The sequence below is a fragment of the Vulgatibacter sp. genome (assembly GCF_041687135.1).
Taxonomy (GTDB): domain Bacteria; phylum Myxococcota; class Myxococcia; order Myxococcales; family Vulgatibacteraceae; genus JAWLCN01.
In genome coordinates, this window is record NZ_JAWLCN010000001.1 from 232,777 (window position 1) to 248,989 (window position 16,213).

Annotated in this window: 13 protein-coding genes; 7 read left to right on the top strand and 6 right to left on the bottom strand. The window is 71.9% G+C overall.

Annotated elements, in window-relative coordinates; translation table 11 throughout:
- Positions 1-411: 411 nt before the first annotated feature.
- From ACESMR_RS01130 to ACESMR_RS01140, 3 genes are all read right to left on the bottom strand, one after another.
- A complete protein-coding gene (locus tag ACESMR_RS01130) occupies positions 412-993 on the bottom strand; it encodes a GNAT family N-acetyltransferase (RefSeq protein WP_373044329.1) in 582 nt (193 codons plus the stop codon).
- 202 nt (positions 994-1,195) lie between these two features.
- A complete protein-coding gene (locus ACESMR_RS01135; protein ID WP_373044331.1) occupies positions 1,196-1,927 on the bottom strand; it encodes an alpha/beta fold hydrolase in 732 nt (243 codons plus the stop codon).
- Positions 1,928-2,085: 158 nt separating this feature from the next.
- Positions 2,086-3,360, bottom strand: coding sequence for a hypothetical protein (locus ACESMR_RS01140; protein ID WP_373044333.1), 1,275 nt, complete (start codon positions 3,358-3,360; stop codon positions 2,086-2,088).
- 263 nt (positions 3,361-3,623) lie between these two features.
- On the opposite strand from ACESMR_RS01140, the gene ACESMR_RS01145 reads away from it, so the two are divergent.
- Positions 3,624-7,913, top strand: a complete 4,290-nt coding sequence (locus ACESMR_RS01145) for a PKD domain-containing protein (protein WP_373044335.1) — start codon at positions 3,624-3,626, stop codon at positions 7,911-7,913.
- A gap of 62 nt (positions 7,914-7,975) precedes the next feature.
- Here ACESMR_RS01145 and ACESMR_RS01150 read toward each other — a convergent pair whose 3' ends face one another.
- The 3 genes from ACESMR_RS01150 to ACESMR_RS01160 all read right to left on the bottom strand — a co-directional run bounded on the left by ACESMR_RS01150 (position 7,976) and on the right by ACESMR_RS01160 (position 11,521).
- A complete protein-coding gene (locus ACESMR_RS01150) occupies positions 7,976-8,947 on the bottom strand; it encodes an alpha/beta fold hydrolase (RefSeq protein ID WP_373044337.1) in 972 nt (323 codons plus the stop codon).
- Positions 8,948-9,125: 178 nt separating this feature from the next.
- Positions 9,126-10,676: a sigma 54-interacting transcriptional regulator gene (locus ACESMR_RS01155; protein ID WP_373044339.1), complete on the bottom strand. Its 1,551-nt coding sequence runs from the start codon at positions 10,674-10,676 to the stop codon at positions 9,126-9,128.
- 128 nt (positions 10,677-10,804) lie between these two features.
- The gene (locus tag ACESMR_RS01160) at positions 10,805-11,521 is read right to left on the bottom strand and encodes a dienelactone hydrolase family protein (protein ID WP_373044341.1); all 717 of its coding nucleotides are present in this window, start codon (positions 11,519-11,521) and stop codon (positions 10,805-10,807) included.
- A 62-nt stretch (positions 11,522-11,583) separates the two neighbouring features.
- Between ACESMR_RS01160 and ACESMR_RS01165 the strand changes: the two genes are divergently transcribed.
- From ACESMR_RS01165 to ACESMR_RS01190, 6 genes are all read left to right on the top strand, one after another.
- Positions 11,584-12,180 (top strand): TetR/AcrR family transcriptional regulator, encoded by a 597-nt coding sequence (locus ACESMR_RS01165; protein ID WP_373044342.1) that lies wholly within the window; start codon positions 11,584-11,586, stop codon positions 12,178-12,180.
- Positions 12,181-12,272: 92 nt separating this feature from the next.
- Positions 12,273-13,556, top strand: a complete 1,284-nt coding sequence (locus ACESMR_RS01170) for an ATP-binding protein (RefSeq protein ID WP_373044344.1) — start codon at positions 12,273-12,275, stop codon at positions 13,554-13,556.
- Positions 13,553-14,086 (top strand): response regulator transcription factor, encoded by a 534-nt coding sequence (locus ACESMR_RS01175; protein ID WP_373044346.1) that lies wholly within the window; start codon positions 13,553-13,555, stop codon positions 14,084-14,086. Before ACESMR_RS01170 ends, ACESMR_RS01175 begins: the two co-directional genes overlap by 4 nt.
- Before the next feature lie 68 nt (positions 14,087-14,154).
- Positions 14,155-14,538 carry a FixH family protein gene (locus tag ACESMR_RS01180; RefSeq protein ID WP_373044348.1) on the top strand — a complete coding sequence of 128 codons (384 nt, stop codon included), beginning with the start codon at positions 14,155-14,157 and terminating at the stop codon, positions 14,536-14,538.
- Complete coding sequence (locus tag ACESMR_RS01185; RefSeq protein WP_373044350.1) at positions 14,535-15,560, top strand: hypothetical protein; 1,026 nt, start codon at positions 14,535-14,537, stop codon at positions 15,558-15,560. The genes ACESMR_RS01180 and ACESMR_RS01185 overlap by 4 nt, the downstream gene beginning before the upstream one ends.
- On the top strand, positions 15,547-16,134 hold the full coding sequence (locus ACESMR_RS01190) for a redoxin domain-containing protein (protein ID WP_373044351.1): 588 nt from the start codon (positions 15,547-15,549) through the stop codon (positions 16,132-16,134). Before ACESMR_RS01185 ends, ACESMR_RS01190 begins: the two co-directional genes overlap by 14 nt.
- Positions 16,135-16,213: the final 79 nt, after the last annotated feature.

Genomic DNA, 16,213 nt, shown 5'->3' on the forward strand with positions numbered 1-16,213 from the left:
CCCGGGGCTTGGCGCGGCGCTCGACGAGGAGATTGGAAGTTGCCGGAGCAGTTCTTTGCCGATGTGCTCCGAGCACGCTGGCTGGCTTGCGCGAGCCGGCGAGCCGGAGGTGGCGGTCTTCGCCGGCGTGCTCGGCGACTCCTTGAGCGACGACGACGAGATCCTGGCGGCGCTGCTCGCGCTGGCCCACTCGTCCTGCGCTGCGGCGCGGCGGGTGCTCGAGGATACGTGGCAACGCCGCATCCCGGCTTCGACTACGCGGCGAAGCTGGCGCTGGAGGAGTGGCTCTTCTGGGCGGAGCGCACGCCGGTGGGGCAGGTGGCGTAGGCGAGCCGTCGACCAGCTCGAAGCAAACCAGGCCGGCGTCGCGCAACACGTCTTCGCAAATCCTTACGGTGCCACGCCGCTGGATCAGCCCTGGAGTCGGGCCTCGAGCTTCGCCTTCACGGTGGGCCACTCGCGGTCGAGGATCGAGTACATGACCGTGTCGCGGGAGTGGCCGTTCATGCGGACCTGGTAGCTGCGGAGGATGCCCTCGCGCACGGCGCCGAGCTTCTCGATTGCGCGCTGGCTCCGCAGGTTTTCGCTGCTCGTCTTGAGCTGCACGCGGCGCAGGCCCAGCGTCTCGAACGCGTGGCGGAGCAGGAGGTACTTCGCTTCCGGATTGACCGTCGTCCCCTGCGCGTCGCGGGCGTACCAGGTCGAGCCGATCTCCGCCCCGAGGTCCCCCGGGCGGATGTCGCAAAGGCTCGTCATGCCGACGAGCTCGCCGCTGGCGACGAGCTGTACGGCGAAGGGGAGCGAGGCGGGCCGGAACCAGCTCTCGAAGAAGCGCGCGAAGGCCTCCGCGCTGCCGTCGTCGGGCCAGTCGAGGTATTGCTCGAAGAGCGCGGGCTCCGCCTTGCGGTAGAGCGCAGGGGTGTGCTCCCGCCGCAGCGGAACGAGCTGTACGGTGCGACCGGTGAGCGTGACTTCCTCGAGCATCGGGTCCATTTCGCGCGACTCCATCGGGGGCCGGCGCGCGCGGTGTCTTCGCCGCACCGGGCGGCAACGAGGCCGCCCAGGGAGAGCGCCGCGCTCCGGCCGCGGTGGATCGGATATCACGAAACCCCGGCGTCGATTGGCTCGAGGAGCGGCGACGCTTCCGCCAAAGACGCGGGCGTCCGAACCCGGAGCCCGCCCCCTCCGCACCGACTCAGTGCACGCCGGGCTGCAGCTCCTGGGTGCTCGTGATCGCAGCGGCTGCGCGGCTGATGAGTCCGGCGACCTCACCTGGCTGGGAGACGGCGACGGCGTGCGAGGCGCCGTCGAGGGTCACGACCTCCCGCGCGCCAGCCCGCTCGGCCATGAAGCGCTGGGCGGCAGCGGGGATGTTCCGGTCGAGCTCCGGGATGAGGAACCAGGACGGGATCCGCCGCCAGGCAGGCTCTCCCGAGCGCTCGTTGAGGGCGACGTCGCGCAGGGGCCGCTGGGTGACTGCCATCACGGTCGCCTGCCACTCGGGAACGTCGGCGCAGAACTGGTCCCGGAAGCGGTCGTGGCGGATGTAGAGGTCGACCGAGCCATCGTCGAGCGGCACGGGCTCGACCGCGTCGCCGAGCGTGCTGCCGGGGAAGCGGCCCGCGAGCTCGGCGATGCTCTCGCCTGCGTCGGGTGCGAAGCCGGCGACGTAGACCAGGGCCTGCACGTTCTCCAGATCGCGGGCGGCGTTGGTGATCACGGCGCCGCCGTAGGAATGGCCGACGAGCACGACCGGTCCGCGCAGGGAACGGACGACGCTGGCCACGAGGGCCGCGTCGCCGCCCAGGCTGCGGATCGGATTGGGAACGGCGATGGCCTGGAAGCCCAAGGGTAGGAGCCGCTCGAGGACGCCGGCCCAGCTGGCCGATTCGGCGAAGGCGCCGTGGACGAGCACGAGCGTCGGCATCCCATTCGTCTGGCTGATCAGCATCTCTCCCCCCGGTCGCAGGCCGGTTTGCGACCTGCTGGTCGCGTGGCGCCGGGAACACCGGCGCTGCACGCGGCATCGATATGCACCCGGGAGGAGCGATGGCGGCTCGCCCATCGGGCGGCCAGCACGGGAAGTCAGCGCGTGAAGGTGAGCGCGACGTCGAGGGTGGCGTTGCTCGTATAGAAGGGGAAGCCGGTCAGCTGCACCTCGTCGTCGTCGATGGTTCCCTGGAAGGTGGGGCCGCCGAGGGCCTCGAAGGACGTGGACCCGCCCGTGCCGGGCTCGTAGTAGCCGCCGACCTGGACGACGTGTTCGAGCTCGTCGTGGTCGCGCTCCTCGATCCAAGTGTACTGGACCATCCAGGTGCCCTCGCCGTCGCCGTCGAAGTCGTCGAGGGTGAGCGCGCCATCGACCACGCGCTCGGGGTTCTCCCACTCTTCGCGCGGGAGGTCCTCGTACGGGAGGGACTGCCCCTCGAACTTCGCGAGCTCGTAGCGGCAGGGCTCGAGCGGATCGTTGCCGCCGCAGGGTGCCGGCTCGATGGTCACGTTGGCGACGAGGATCGCCTTCACGCCGTCCTCGAGGCCGGTGTATTCGGCGGAGACGGCGACCGGGTTCGAGGAGGGCACGGCGCCGGGTGCGGTGTAGCGAGCGGTGGAGTCGGCCTGCTTCGAAACGCTGCCGGCGGTGGCGTCGCCGCCGGGGACACCGTTCACGGACCAGTTGCCGACGAAGCGGGCGAGGATCTCGCTCTTCTGGCATTTGGCGACCAGCGAGGTGAGCAGGGTCTCGTCGTCGCTCACCCGCTCGCAGATCAGCACGGCGAGCTCGAGGTTCTGACCGACCTTCACCGTCGCCTGCTGCGGCGAGAGCACGGCACCTGCCACCAGCGACCAGTCGCTGAAGTGCTCGACGTCGACGGAGACGGTGCGGCTCGCCTCGTCGACCGCGCTCGCCTCGTAGGCGCGCCAGCTGCCCTCGGCCTCCTGGCTGGCGATCTGCAGGAGCGCCGGGGCGGTGCCCGCCACCTCATCGTCCTCCCAGGCGAGGGTGAAGCGCACCGGCTGGGCGAAGGTGACGCCTTCGGGCCGCAGCCGGAACGCGCCACCGATGGCGCCGGGCGCCTCGGCGGTGATCGGCTGGATCGAGACCTCTTCGTCGCTGCTGAGGGCGCCCGGCGGGATCTCGAGCCGGACGGCGCCGTCCGGCGTCTCGAGGGTGCCGCCTGCGGCGCCGATGGTGGCAGCCACCGCGTCGCCGGTCGGCGTGCCCACCGGCGTCCGCGCAGGCGTGTTCAGGGGGGCGGCGTCGGCCCCATCCCCGCCGTCGCTGCCGCAGGCTGCGAGGAGGAGTACGAGCGCCAGCAAGGGCGCGCGAAAAGCGAGACGACGGAAGTTGGATGCACGCATGAGGTCACCGGCAAGAACGCTCCCGGCACGGGAGGGGGCGGAACCTAGCAGCGACGGCGAGCGCCGGGAGGTGCGGGAATCCGCACTCCCATGCGCCACCGGCAACCGAGCCCCGGGGATGCGGCGTGTGGGCGGCTGCCTACGTGCTCTCACACTCCGTGCGAGCCTTCACGCACGGAAACTGGCTGACCGAAAACCGGGCGTGTTAGGGAACGCTCGCTGCGCCGTGCTGGAGAGCGCACGGCGAAGGGGGCTCACCGCACATGAAAACGCACGCGCTTCTGGGCGCGCTCCTGCTCGCGCTTCCCGCGACCGCAGGGGCGACCGACGTCATCGGCAACATCAACGTGGACACCACCTGGAGCCTGGCGAACTCGCCGTACCGGCTCACGGGTGACGTCACCGTCGCCTCGCACGCCACGCTCACCATCGAGCCCGGCGTCGTGGTGCAGGCCGCGTCTAGCGACGCGCTCGGTTCCGGCACCGACGCCGGCGAGGTGGAGCTGATCGTGCGCGGCACGCTCCTCGCCGACGGCACCGCTGCCTCGCCGATCGTGATCGAGGGCGTGAGCAGCAGCGCGGGCTCCTGGTACGGCATCGTCGTCGACATCGGCGCGGGCGCCTCGTCGATCACCCACGCGACGATCCGGCACGCGATCATCGGCCTCCAGTCGCGCAGCGTCGGTGGCCTCGCGCTGCAGGGCCTCGTGGTCGAAGACAACCTGGCCGGCATGGAGCTCCGCGACGACGGCAGCACCGGCGTGATTTACGCGGTGAGCGACTCGATCTTCCGCCGCAACCGCGGCACGGCGCTCACGCTGCACGACCGGGTGACGGGGACGATCTCGCGCTGCGAGCTCACCTCGAACCGCAGCAACGGGATCAAGCTGGAGAGCGGATCGACCGCCACGGTCGAGGCCACGCGGCTGATCTTCAACGGGGCCAACGGGATCGAGGCCTCGTCGGGCAGCGCGCTCACGCTGCAAAACAGCGTGCTCGCCGGCAATGCCAGCGCCGGCGCCGATCTCCACCAGGCGGCAGGCAGGAGCTTCAGCCTGCTCAACAACACCATCGATCGGAACCGCACGGATCCCTTCAACGTTCGCGGGACCGGGGCGGGCCTGCTCGTCCGCAACGTGGCGGACGCTCCCTCGTTCGTGGTGCGCAACAACCTGGTGACCAACAGCGCCACCGGCATCTCCGTGCTGGGCACGACCTGCCCGTCGATGGATCACAACAACGTGTGGGGCAACACGTCGAACTACGACAGCTGCTCCGCCGGGACCGGCTCGACCTCCGCCAATCCCCTCTACGTGCAGCCGCTGCAGCCGTCGGGCAGCTGGAGCGCGGTGAGCCACTCGATCTACTCCGGCTACAGTAGCGGAAGCTGGACCATCGATCAGCCCGGGGCCGCGGTGATCCGCGTCACCGGCGCCAACCTCTCGGCAACGAGCGGCTACAGCTACTCGCTGCGCCTCGTCGATCGCTACGGCGAGGCGGCCCGCTACACGTCCAACCGCACGGGCACCCTCGCCGAGGGCGTAGGCGATCGGCTCACCATCGACTTCACCCGCACCAGCAGCAGCTACAACTACTCCACGTATTCGTCGACCGGCTACGAGTGGCGCGGCCTCGCCTACAACTACCGGCTGCAGGCGAGCTCGCCTGCCCTCGACATGGGCAACGGGCTCTCGCTGCCGACGACCGATGCAGACGGCCAGCCCCGCCAGTACGACGGCAATCTCGACGGCACCGCCACGGTCGATCTGGGCGCCTACGAGTGGCACGAGAACCTCGCGCCCGTTGCCCGGGCGGGAAGCGATCGCGTCGTCCTGCCCAATACCACCGTGCAGCTGGACGGCTCGCTCTCCTACGACGCGGACGGTTCCATCGTCGCCTGGGATTGGGACTTCGGCGATGGTTCGGCTCACGCCACCACGGCCGCCACCAGCCACACCTTCACCACCGTGGGCACGTACACGGTGCAACTCACAGTCACCGACGATCAGGGCGTGACCGGTACCGACAGCCTCACCGTCACCGTCGCGAACAACCTGCCGCCGGTCGCGAGCGCCGGCACCGATCAGTACGTGGCGCCCGGCACGCAGATCACCCTCGACGCCAGCGGCTCGTCCGACGCGGACGGCAACATCGTCGGCTATCTCTGGAATTTCGGCGACGGCACGCCGAACGGGAGCGGCAGGGTGGTGACCCACACCTACGGCACGGCCGGTGTCTACCTCGCCACCGTCACCGTCACCGACGACCGCGGCGCCACCGACTCGGACCAGATCGCGGTGGTCGTGGGCGGATCGAGCGGCGGCAACCTGCCCCCGCAGGCGAACGCCGGTCCCGCGCGGACGGTGGGCGTGGGCACCGCAGCGACCCTCGACGGCAGCCTCTCCAGCGACCCCGACGGCAGCGTCGTCTCCTGGTCCTGGGACTTCGGCGACGGGCAGAGCAACACCAGCGGCAGCGCGACCGTGCAGCACACCTGGGCCGCCGCCGGGATCTACTCGGTGACGCTCACCGTCACCGACGACGATGGCGCCACGGGCAGCGCCAGCACCCTCGTCCTCGTGCAGGCCGCGGCGAACGAGGTGCCGGTGGCGGACGCAGGCGGTCCCTACACCGTCGCTGCCGGGACGGCGCTCTCCCTCGACGGCAGCGGCTCGACCGACCCGGACGGCACCATCACCAGCTGGAGCTGGCGCTTCGGCGACGGCACCACCGGCACCGGCGCGAGCCCCTCGCACACCTGGACCACAGCCGGCACCTATCTGCTCCAGCTCACCGTCACCGACGACGGCGGCGCCACCGACGAGGCGCAGGCCCTGGTCACCGTCACCGGCTCCACCTCGCCCGGCAACCTCCCGCCGGTGGCGGAGGCGGGCCTGCCCTCCACCGTGGGCCTCGGCCAGGCGGTGACCCTCGACGCCTCCGGCTCGAGCGACGCCGACGGCTCGATCGCCTCCTGGGCCTGGGATTTCGGTGACGGCCAGGCGGCGATGGGCAGCTCGGTGCAGCACACCTACGCCGCCGCGGGCTCCTACGTGGTGCGGCTGGTCGTCACCGACGACGACGGCGCCACCGACAGCGATCTCACCCTGGTGGTGGTGGAGCCGCCGCAGAACAACCGGCCGGTGGCACACGCGGGCGGTCCCTACGCGGCGCCGGTGGGCACGCAGATCCAGTTCGACGGCAGCGGCTCCACCGACGACGAGGGGCCGATCGCCAGCTGGCAGTGGGATCTCGGCGACGGCACCACCAGCGATCTGGAGCGCCCGCAGCACGTCTATGCAGCGACCGGTTCGTACCTGGTGCGGCTGCGCGTGACCGACGCGGACGGCGGCACCGACGAGGATGCGGTGCTGGTCACCATCTACGAGGAGGGCAACCTGCCGCCGGTGGCTCGTGCCGGCGGCGCCCGCTCGGCCTCGGTGGGCGAGGGCGTACTCTTCGACGCGGAGGCGTCGAGCGATCCGGACGGCAGCATCGTCTCCTTCGCCTGGGAGTTCGGCGACGGCTCCACCGGCACGGGCGCAAGCATCACCCACGCCTACTCGGCAGCCGGCACCTACCTGGTCAGGCTCACCGTCACCGACGACAAGGGCGCCATCGGCCAGGATGCGGCGGTGGTCACCGTGGGGGCCGTGGGCAACCAGGCCCCGGTGGCAGACGCGGGTGCGCACCGCCGCGCCTCGGTGGGCGAGGCCGTGCTCCTCGACGCCAGCGGTTCCTTCGACGTGGACGGCACCATCGCCGCGTACGAGTGGGACCTCGGCGACGGCACCACGGCGACCGGCGCCACCGTCGAGCACAGCTACGACGCTGCCGGCAGCTGGCTCGTCCGCCTCGTGGTCACCGACGACGCCGGGGCGATGGCGGAGGATTTCGTCCTGGTGCAGGTGGACGGCGAGGCGCTCTCCAACGAGGCCCCGGTCGCAGTGGTGGAGGGACCGGACGCGGGGATCACCGGCGTGGCGCTCGGCTTCGACGGTTCGGGCTCCACCGATGCCGACGGCGTGATCATCGCCTGGCAGTGGGATTTCGGTGATGGCGCGACGGCCAGCGGCCCCACCGCCAGCCATGCCTGGCAGCAGGGCGGCAGCCACCTCGTCACCCTCACCGTCATCGACGACCGCGGCGCGAGCACCACGGAGACGATCGCGGTGCGGATCAACGCCCGCCCGGTGGCGGATGCGGGCAAGCCGCGCCTCGCCGTCGTCGGCGAGAAGCTCACCTTCGACGCCGGTCGCTCGGTGGATCCCGACGGCGAGGTCGCCTCGTTCCGCTGGAGCTTCGGCGACGGCGAGGAGGCGGAGGGTGCCATCGTCACCCACGCCTTCGCCGCGCCGGGCTTCTACAACGTGCAGCTCGAGGCGACCGACGCCGGCGGGGCAACCGGCGAGGCGCTGGTGCAGGTGGTGGTCACCGCGAAGCAGGAGAAGCCGGCGCCGGCGGAGGAGGGCGGCTGCGCGAGCGGCGGGGCCTCGACCTCCGCGGCGGGCCTCGCCTTCGCTGCCCTGGCGCTGCTGCGCCGCCGCAGGTAGCGAGCGGCGTGCGGGGCGGGACCCAGGCGTCCCGCCCCGCGCCGCTGTGGACGAGAGCCGCGTCAGTCGTCGAGCACGTTCTTCGCCAGGAAGCGGTGGATCGCGGCGGCGATGACGTCGCCGTCCTCCTCGAGCGCGAAGTGGCCGGTGTCGAGGAGGTGGAAGTCGAGGTTGGTGAGGTCACGCTTGTAGGGATGCGCGCCCTCCGCCGGGAAGATGGTGTCGTTCTTGCCCCAGACGATCAGCGTGGGCGGCTGGTGGGTGCGGAAGTACGCCTGCCAGGCGGGGTAGAGGGGCACGTTGGTGCGGTAGTCGTAGAAGAGATCGAGCTGGATCTCCTGGTTGCCCGGCCGGTCGAGCCGCTGCTGGTCGATGGTCCAGGTGTCGGGGCTGATGCGCGTCGTGTCGCGCACGCCGTGGGTGTACTGCCAACGCGTGGCGTCGATGGTGAGCAGACCGCGCAGCGCGTCACGGTTCGCTGCGGTGGGCTCGTTCCAATAGGCCTTGATCGGATCCCAGAACGCGCGGAGCCCCTCCTCGTAGGCGTTGCCGTTCTGGATCACCAGCGCCTCCACGCGATCGGGGTGACGCGCGGCGATCCGGAAGCCGATCGGTGCGCCGTAGTCCATCAGGTAGAGGCTGAAGGAATCGAGCCCGAGCCGATCGGTGAACCGCTCGACCACGTGCGAGAGATTCTCGAAGGAGTAATCGAACGCATCACGCGCAGGCATGCTGCTCTGCCCGAAGCCCGGGTAGTCGGGGGCGACGACGTGGTAGCGCGTGGCGAGATCGGGGATCAGGTCGCGGAACATGTGCGAGGAGGTCGGGAAGCCGTGGAGCAGCAGCACGGTCGGCGCATCCACGGGGCCCGCCTCCCGGTAGAAGATCTCGAGACCGTCGACCTCCACGGTCTTGTACGCCACGGGCGGCGAAGCGAGGGGCGCCTGGCTGTGCTGCGGCGGCGTGGCACCAGCGGAAGCGCATGCGGATGTGAGGACGGAGACGGTGGCCAGTGCGAGGAGCTGCTTCTTCATTGCGATCCCTCTGTTCTCGGCCGCGGAAGGCGGCGGCGAGTGCGAGAGGCGAAGAGCAACCGTCGTGCCAGACGTGGATGTCTTTATTTTCGCTTGCCGGCGGGCTCGCTGCCTCGAGGGCGACGAAAGCTCGTGAAGATAGGCACGAGATCTCGTGTTCTCACGAGACCTCGTGCGCTCACGCCGCGATGCCGAGCGCCCGCAGGCGCGAGGCGAGGGTGGTGGGCTTGATCCCGAGCAGCGCCGCGGCGCCCTCCCTGCCGTAGACCTTGCCCCCTGCGGCCTCCAGCGCGGCGCGGAGGTTGGCCTTTTCCCTGCGTCGCCATTCGGCGTCGTCCACCCAGCTGGCTGGCGCTTCGGGCGGGACGGGCTCTGCCGCGCCCAGGTCGAGCTGCAGCTTCTCGCCTCGCGAGAGGATCACCGCGCGCTCGATCACGTTCTGCAGCTCGCGGATGTTGCCCGGCCAGTCGTAGCGCTCGAGAACCTCGGCCTGGCGCTGCGGCAGCGGTAGCGCCTGCATCCCCATCCGCGCGCAGGCGAGCTGGATGAAGTGCCGGGCGAGCGGCACGATGTCCTCCCGCCTTTCGCGGAGCGGCGGCACCACGATCGGGAAGACGCCCAGGCGGTAGTAGAGATCCGCGCGGAATCGACCGGCGGCGACCTCGGCCTTCAGATCGCGGTTGGTGGCTGCGACCACGCGCACGTCCACCCGCCGGGTCGCGTCGTCGCCCACCCGCTCGAACGTGCCCTCCTGCAGCACCCGCAGGAGTTTTCCCTGGAGCTCGAGCGGGATCTCGCCCACCTCGTCGAGGAAGAGCGTGCCGCCGTCGGCGAGCTGGAAGCGGCCCGCCCGATCGCGCAGGGCGCCGGTGAAGGCGCCCTTCACGTGCCCGAAGAACTCGCTCTCGAAGAGATCGCGCGGAATGGAGGCGCAGTTGACCCGAACCAGCGGCTTGTCGCGGCGCGGGCTGCTCTCGTGGATGGCCCTGGCGATGAGCTCCTTTCCGACGCCCGACTCGCCGAGCACGAGCACGGTCGCGGTGGTGGCGGCCACCGGCTCGATCTGCTCCAGCACCGCCCGCAAGGCACGGCCATCGCCGACGATCGAGCCGAACGAGCGTGCCTCCTCGACCTCCTGCCGCAGGTAGTCGCGCTCCTGCTCGAGCGCGTCGCGCAGCCGCGCCACCTCGTCGAAGGCGCGGGCGTTGGCGACGGCGACCGCCGCGTGGTCGGCGAAGGTGCGGAGCCAGCCGAACTCCTCGACGCCGATCGAGGCACGGCTGAAGACGGCGAGCACGCCCAGGGTCTCGCCGTGGAAGATCAGCGGCTGGCCGGCGAAGGCACGGATCCCTTCCGCTTCCGCCCAGCCGCGGTGGACGATCCAGTCGTCGCCTGCAGCCGCGTCGAGGAGCACCGACTCGCCCCGCCCGACCCTGCCGACCTTGCGGACGCCCAGGGGAAAGCGCCGGAAGCTGCCGTCGCTCGGGCGAACCGGCGCAGCCTGCGTGCCGGCGCTCGCGGCGAGGTGGAGGCAGCGCGTCTGGTCGGGGCACTCGGCGCGCATCGGGCACGTCGCGCATTCGTCGCCCGGGCCGACCATCCAGATGCGGGCCAGGGCGACGTCCGGCGCCGCCGCGAGGCCGCCGACGATCCGGTCGAGCACCGGTCCCGGCGCACGGTGCTCCGCGAGGCCGAGCGCGATCTGCTGCAGATCTTCGTACCGAATCATGCGTCACACGGCGGCCGGCTCCCGATCGCGGGCAGGGCGCGAGGCCCCGTTCGCGTGCGCGACGGCGCTGGAGGAGCCGGACACGCCCTGGGATGCGAGCGCGCTCCAGTCGTTGCGCACGATCCCGCCTACCCCGCGAGTGCGGCGCGGAGGAAATCATCCGCCGCGGCTGCCGAGCGGCTCGCGGCGTTGGCGTCGTATCGGATGCCGAGGTGAGGCAGGTTGGCGCCGGGGAAGCTGAAGGCGTGCATCGCGTGGCCGTGCACGTGGACCTGCCAGTCGGCACCGGCTGCGGTGAGCTCACGGGCCAGCGCGAGCACGTCCGCTGCCGGCGCGACGGGATCCTCGAAGCCGTGGAGCACGAGCACGCTCGCATCGATCGGCGGCTGGGCCCCGAGACGCGGCGGGGTGAGCACCGCGTGGAAGGTCACCACCGCCCGCAGGCCGGCGGGTGCCGCCCGGGCGAGGTCGAGGGCACAGAGCCCGCCGAAGCAATAGCCGAGGGCGGCGACGCGCCGCTCGTCCACCTGCTGGTGGCGCGCCGCGCAGTCCAGGCCCGCGAGCAGCGCGCGGCGCAGCGCCGCACGGTCGTCGAGCCAGGGCTGCATCAGACGCTCGTTGCCCTGCAGCGGATCGCCCCGGCGCCCCTTGCCGTAGACGTCGATCGCGAAGCCGACGTAGCCCAGGCGTGCCAGCTCCCGGGCCTTCTCGCGCTCGGTGTCGCCCTGTCCGCCCCAGGCGTGACAGACGATCACGCACGGGCGCTTCCCGGCCACGGGCTCCCAGGCGAAGAAGCCCTCGCAGATGCGATCGCCGTCCCGGTATTCGACCCATTCCTCGTGCATCGCTTCCTCCTCGTGGCGGGAGCGCTTGAACGTAGGTGAATGGTCGTTTACCAACAACGCCCATGGGCCGACCGAAAATGGCGAGCGATGCCGAGGTATTGGAGCGGGCCTTCCCCGTGATCGCGCGGGAGGGCTTCGACTCGTTCACCCTGGCGCAGGTCCGGCGGGCCACCGGGCTCTCCCCGGCGGCGCTGATCAAACGCTTCGGGACGAAGAAGCGCCTCGCGGTGCTGGCGCGCGACCAGGGATGGCGCAGGCTCCTCGCCGCCTTCGACACCGAGCGCACCGCGGCGCGTGGCCTCGCCGGCATCGACGCGCTGGTCCGCGCGATCGCACGGAGCGTCGATTCGCTGCGGCTCGACGAGCACCTGCGCCGGCTCTCCGAGGATGCGGCGCACCCGACGCTCCGTCGCTCCGCCGGGCGCTTCTTCGCGCGGACGCGGGAAGCGCTGCGGACCTTCGTTGCCGAGGCGGTGGAGAGCGGCGAGCTGGTGGGCGAGGTGGATGCGGCGGAGCTCGCCGGCCAGCTCGAGGCGATGATCCAGGGGGCGATCTTCCAATACGGCTTCGTGGAGACGGACGACGGCATCGAGACCTGGCTGCGGCGGCGGATCCACGGCCTGTTGGCGCCGCACCGAGGCCCCGTCGAGCGGTGGTGACGGCGGCGATGCGGTGGCTCCGGCCGAGTGGCCTCGAGCGCCGGGCCGCGGCGCGGTTGACCGCACGCGTCCCGGCTCCCTACGCTCCGCCCGTGGTTCCCCCGCTCGCATCCCTGGCGCGCTCCGAGAGCGAGCCGCGCATCGCCCTCGCTCGCCTCGTTCGCCTCCGCTGGGGCGCGGTCGCAGGACAGCTCGTCTCCCTCGGCGTCGCCGCAGGGCCCCTCGGCCTCCACCTGCCGTGGCTGCCGCTCCTGGCGCTGGTCGCCGCCACCGCCGGCACCAACTTCGGCGTGCTCGCCTGGCTGCGCACCCGCCGCTCCATCTCCACCCGGCAGGTGGGCGCGCTCCTCGCGCTCGACGTGCTCCTCCTCACCGGGCTCCTCTACTTCACCGGCGGATCGAGCAATCCCTTCGGCGTGCTCTACCTCGTGCACGTCACCCTCGCGGCGGTGGTGCTGCGACCGGCCTGGTCGATCTCGATCGCCGTCCTCTCCCTCGCCTGCTACGGCCTGCTCTTCTTCGCCCACGTGCCCATCCCCGAGCTCGAGCACGCCCACCACGGCGACGCCCGCGCCTTCTCGCTCCACCTCCAGGGCATGTGGGTGGCCAATGCGGTGGCGGCGGCGCTCATCGGCTGGTTCACCACCGAGCTGCGCAGGGCGCTGCGGGGCAGGGAGGCCGAGCTCGAGCAGAGCCGCGTGCGGAGCAGCCGCTACGAGCGCCTCGCCGCGGTGGGCACCCTCGCCGCCGGCGCCGCCCACGAGTTGGGCACGCCCCTCGGGACGATCGCGGTGGCGGCGCGGGAGATGGAGCGGGCCGCCGCGGACGAGGAGACCCGGGCCGACGCCCGGCTGATCCGCGAGCAGGTGGATCGCTGCCAGGCGATCCTGCGCCAGCTGCGCGAGCAGGCGGGGGCCCCCGGCGGTGAGGAGCTGCGTCCGGCGCCGCTGGCCACCATCGTCTCGGAGGTGGCGGCGGCGCTTCCGCCGGAGCGCCGGGCGCGGCTCCTCATCGACCTTCCGCCCGCGCTGGCGCCGGAGCCGCTGCCTGCAGGCGCGGTGGTCCGCACGGTGCGCGACCTCCTCGCCAACGCCTTCGACGCCTCGCCGCCGGCGGGCAGGGTGGAGCTGCAGGCCCGGCTCCTCGACGGCACGGTGGAGCTCGCGGTGATCGACACGGGAACGGGCATGGACGAGGCGACGCTGGGCCGGGCGGTGGAGCCCTTCTTCACCACCAAGGAGCCGGGGCGCGGCATGGGGCTCGGACTCCATCTCGCGCGCACCGCCGCGGAGCAGCTCGGGGGCGATCTCCTCCTCGAGTCGGAACCGGGTAGCGGCACCCGCGCCACCTTGCGCCTGCCGAGGAGAAGGCCATGAGCACCGACGATAGCAGCATCCTCGTGGTGGACGACGACGCGACCTTCCGCGAACGCCTGGTGCGCGCCTTCGCCGCGCGGGGCCTGCAGGCCCGGGGCGCCGGCGATGCCGAGGAGGCGGTCGCGCTCGCCCTGGCGGAGAGCCCGGAGCTGGCGGTGGTGGATCTGCGCATGCCCGGCCGCTCGGGGCTCGAGCTGGTGAAGGAGCTGCGGGCGATCGACGAGGCGACGCAGGTGCTGGTGCTCACCGGCTACGGCAGCATCGCCACCGCGGTGGAGGCGATGCGCCTCGGCGCCTGCAACTACCTGCCGAAGCCCGCCGACGCCGACGAGATCCTCGCGGCCTTCGCCAGGGAGCCCGGCACCGCGGCGCCCGCTGCGGAGGTGGCCTCCCTCGCCCGCGCGGAGTGGGAGCACATCAACCGCGTGCTCGCCGACTGCGGCGGGAACATCTCGCAGGCTGCCCGCCTCCTCGGCCTCCACCGCCGCTCGCTGCAGCGCAAGCTCGCCAAATACCCCGTGCCACGCTGATCCACACCGGTGGTGCTGCGACAACGTGCCGCACTCGCGAGCGAGCGCCGTGGGTCTATACGACCCGCATGAAGAAACTCCTCCTCTGCCTCCCCCTCCTCCTCGCCGCCTGCGGCGCGGACTCCGACGAAAAGACCGAGCCTCTCACCGGCGCGCTCCAGATCGAGACCCACGTCGATCCCGATCCGCCGGCGGTGGGCCAGAACACGCTGCACGTCCAGGTGAGTGACGCCGCCGGCGCGCCCGTCTCCGGCGCGGTGGTGCGGGTGGTGCCCTTCATGCCCGCCCACAACCACGGCTCCAGCGAGACGCCGGTGGTGACCGACAACGGCGACGGCAGCTACACCGCCACGCCGGTGACCCTCACCATGCCCGGGACCTGGGAGGTCACCATCACCGCCAAGGCCGGTGACGCGGACGGCCGGCTCGTCCTCACCTGGGACGCGCAGTGAGAGTTTGTGAAACAAACTCTCCAGCGAAGCCGAAGGCGAAGCGATCGCAAGAAGGAGCGTTTCTCGCGCGAAGCGCGAGCGAAGAAAGCGGGCCGGCGCTTGCCGGACCGATTTCTTCACACGCTCTGAGAGCCCTCGCGCCGGCCCTCCTGCTCCTCCTCGCCCCGGGCCTCGCCCATGCGGCGGCCTGCTGCCTCTCCACCAGCGCCTTCGGCGCGGGCAGGCTGGCGATCTGGGAGCAGGCTGCGGTCGGCGCGAACCTCTCCTACTCCAGCGCCGCCGGCCTCTTCGACGGCGACGGGGCCTACCGCGCCCACGACGGCTACAGCGAGCGGGAGGGGCGGGCCACGGCCTTCGCGCTCCTGCGCCTGGCCGAAACGCTGGAAGCAGGCGCCCGCTTTCCCTGGGTGGTGGGCAGCCGCGCCGCCGGCGGCCTCGAGGAGACGGGGCAGGGGCCCGGCGACCTCGCCCTCTCCCTGCGCTGGCAGGCGATCGATCTCGGCGCGTACGCCGAGCTCCCCGGCGTCGCCTTCACCCTGGCGGCGACGCTCCCCAGCGGCCGCGCCACCGCCGACAGCGACACGGTGCTCGGCGCCGACGTCACCGGCCGAGGCTTCGGCGTCTTGAGCGGCGGGATCAGTCTCGAGCGCGCCCACGATCCGATCTTCGTCCGCCTCGACGTGGCGGGGCTCGTGCCCCTGGCCCACGAGGTGGCGGGCGAGCCGTGGCGCAGCGGGCCCGGCGTCGAGATCCAGCTCGGCGGCGGTGCGGACGTGGGCAGGGGCGTGGTGCTGGTCCTCGCGCCCCGGCTGCGCTGGGAGGCGGAGACGATCCGCGACGGCGTGGCGCAGCCCGGCTCGTCGGGGCTCGAGGTGGCGGTGGGCCCTTCGGCCTCGTGGCAATTCGATCCGCACTGGACCCTGCAGGCCTCCTTCGACACCGGCCTGCCCATCGACGGCCTCGGGCGCAACCGCTCGCTCTTCACCTCCGCCAGCATCGGGATCCGCCATGGGATCTATTAGGCCGCTGCTCCTCGCACTCCTCCTCGGCGCCTGCGCCACCGTTCCGAAGGCGGACGCCGCCGACGTCGATCTGCGCGACCTCGACGGCGCGCCCGCCGCGCTGCACACCGAGGCCCACGAGGCCACGGTGCTCGTCTTCTGGTCCACGGGCTGCCCCTGCGTGGCGCGCTACCGGGAGCGGGTGGCGGCACTCGAAGCGGCGTGGCGGGAGCGCGGCGTGCAGGTGATCGCGATTTCGAGCAACGTGGACGACGACCCGGCGACCCTGCGGGAATTCCCCGCGCCGGTGCCCCTGCTCATCGACGAGGGCGGCAGGCTCGCCCAGGCGCTGGGCGCACACTCGACGCCGACCGCGGTGCTCCTCGATCGCGAGGGCGCGATCCGCTACCGCGGCTGGATCGACAACGAGCGCTTCCCCGGCGAACCCGGCCGCGAGCCCTGGCTCGAGGAGGCCCTCGACGATCTCGTCGCCGGACGCGAGGTGCGCCGCGCCGCTGCGCCGACCTGGGGCTGCGCGATCACCCGCTCCCTCGTCGAGGGCCTGCGCTGCCAGCCCCTCGACGAGCCCCGCTGAAACCGGCGCCTTCGATTCGCTTGCGGCTTCGTATGGTGACCGTAATGCAAAGGCGCATTTCGTGCCGATGGAGGCAGAA

What these genes read in the sequence shown, in the direction of transcription:
- ACESMR_RS01165 (WP_373044342.1), top strand. Translation starts at nt 11,584, where the DNA reads ATGGGCCGACCGAAAATGGCGAGCGATGCCGAGGTATTGGAGCGGGCC.
- ACESMR_RS01145 (WP_373044335.1), top strand. Translation starts at nt 3,624, where the DNA reads ATGAAAACGCACGCGCTTCTGGGCGCGCTCCTGCTCGCGCTTCCCGCG.
- ACESMR_RS01155 (WP_373044339.1), bottom strand. Translation starts at nt 10,676, where the DNA reads ATGATTCGGTACGAAGATCTGCAGCAGATCGCGCTCGGCCTCGCGGAG.
- ACESMR_RS01180 (WP_373044348.1), top strand. Translation starts at nt 14,155, where the DNA reads ATGAAGAAACTCCTCCTCTGCCTCCCCCTCCTCCTCGCCGCCTGCGGC.
- ACESMR_RS01175 (WP_373044346.1), top strand. Translation starts at nt 13,553, where the DNA reads ATGAGCACCGACGATAGCAGCATCCTCGTGGTGGACGACGACGCGACC.
- ACESMR_RS01130 (WP_373044329.1), bottom strand. Translation starts at nt 993, where the DNA reads ATGGACCCGATGCTCGAGGAAGTCACGCTCACCGGTCGCACCGTACAG.
- ACESMR_RS01190 (WP_373044351.1), top strand. Translation starts at nt 15,547, where the DNA reads ATGGGATCTATTAGGCCGCTGCTCCTCGCACTCCTCCTCGGCGCCTGC.
- ACESMR_RS01135 (WP_373044331.1), bottom strand. Translation starts at nt 1,927, where the DNA reads ATGCCGACGCTCGTGCTCGTCCACGGCGCCTTCGCCGAATCGGCCAGC.
- ACESMR_RS01160 (WP_373044341.1), bottom strand. Translation starts at nt 11,521, where the DNA reads ATGCACGAGGAATGGGTCGAATACCGGGACGGCGATCGCATCTGCGAG.
- ACESMR_RS01140 (WP_373044333.1), bottom strand. Translation starts at nt 3,360, where the DNA reads ATGCGTGCATCCAACTTCCGTCGTCTCGCTTTTCGCGCGCCCTTGCTG.
- ACESMR_RS01150 (WP_373044337.1), bottom strand. Translation starts at nt 8,947, where the DNA reads ATGAAGAAGCAGCTCCTCGCACTGGCCACCGTCTCCGTCCTCACATCC.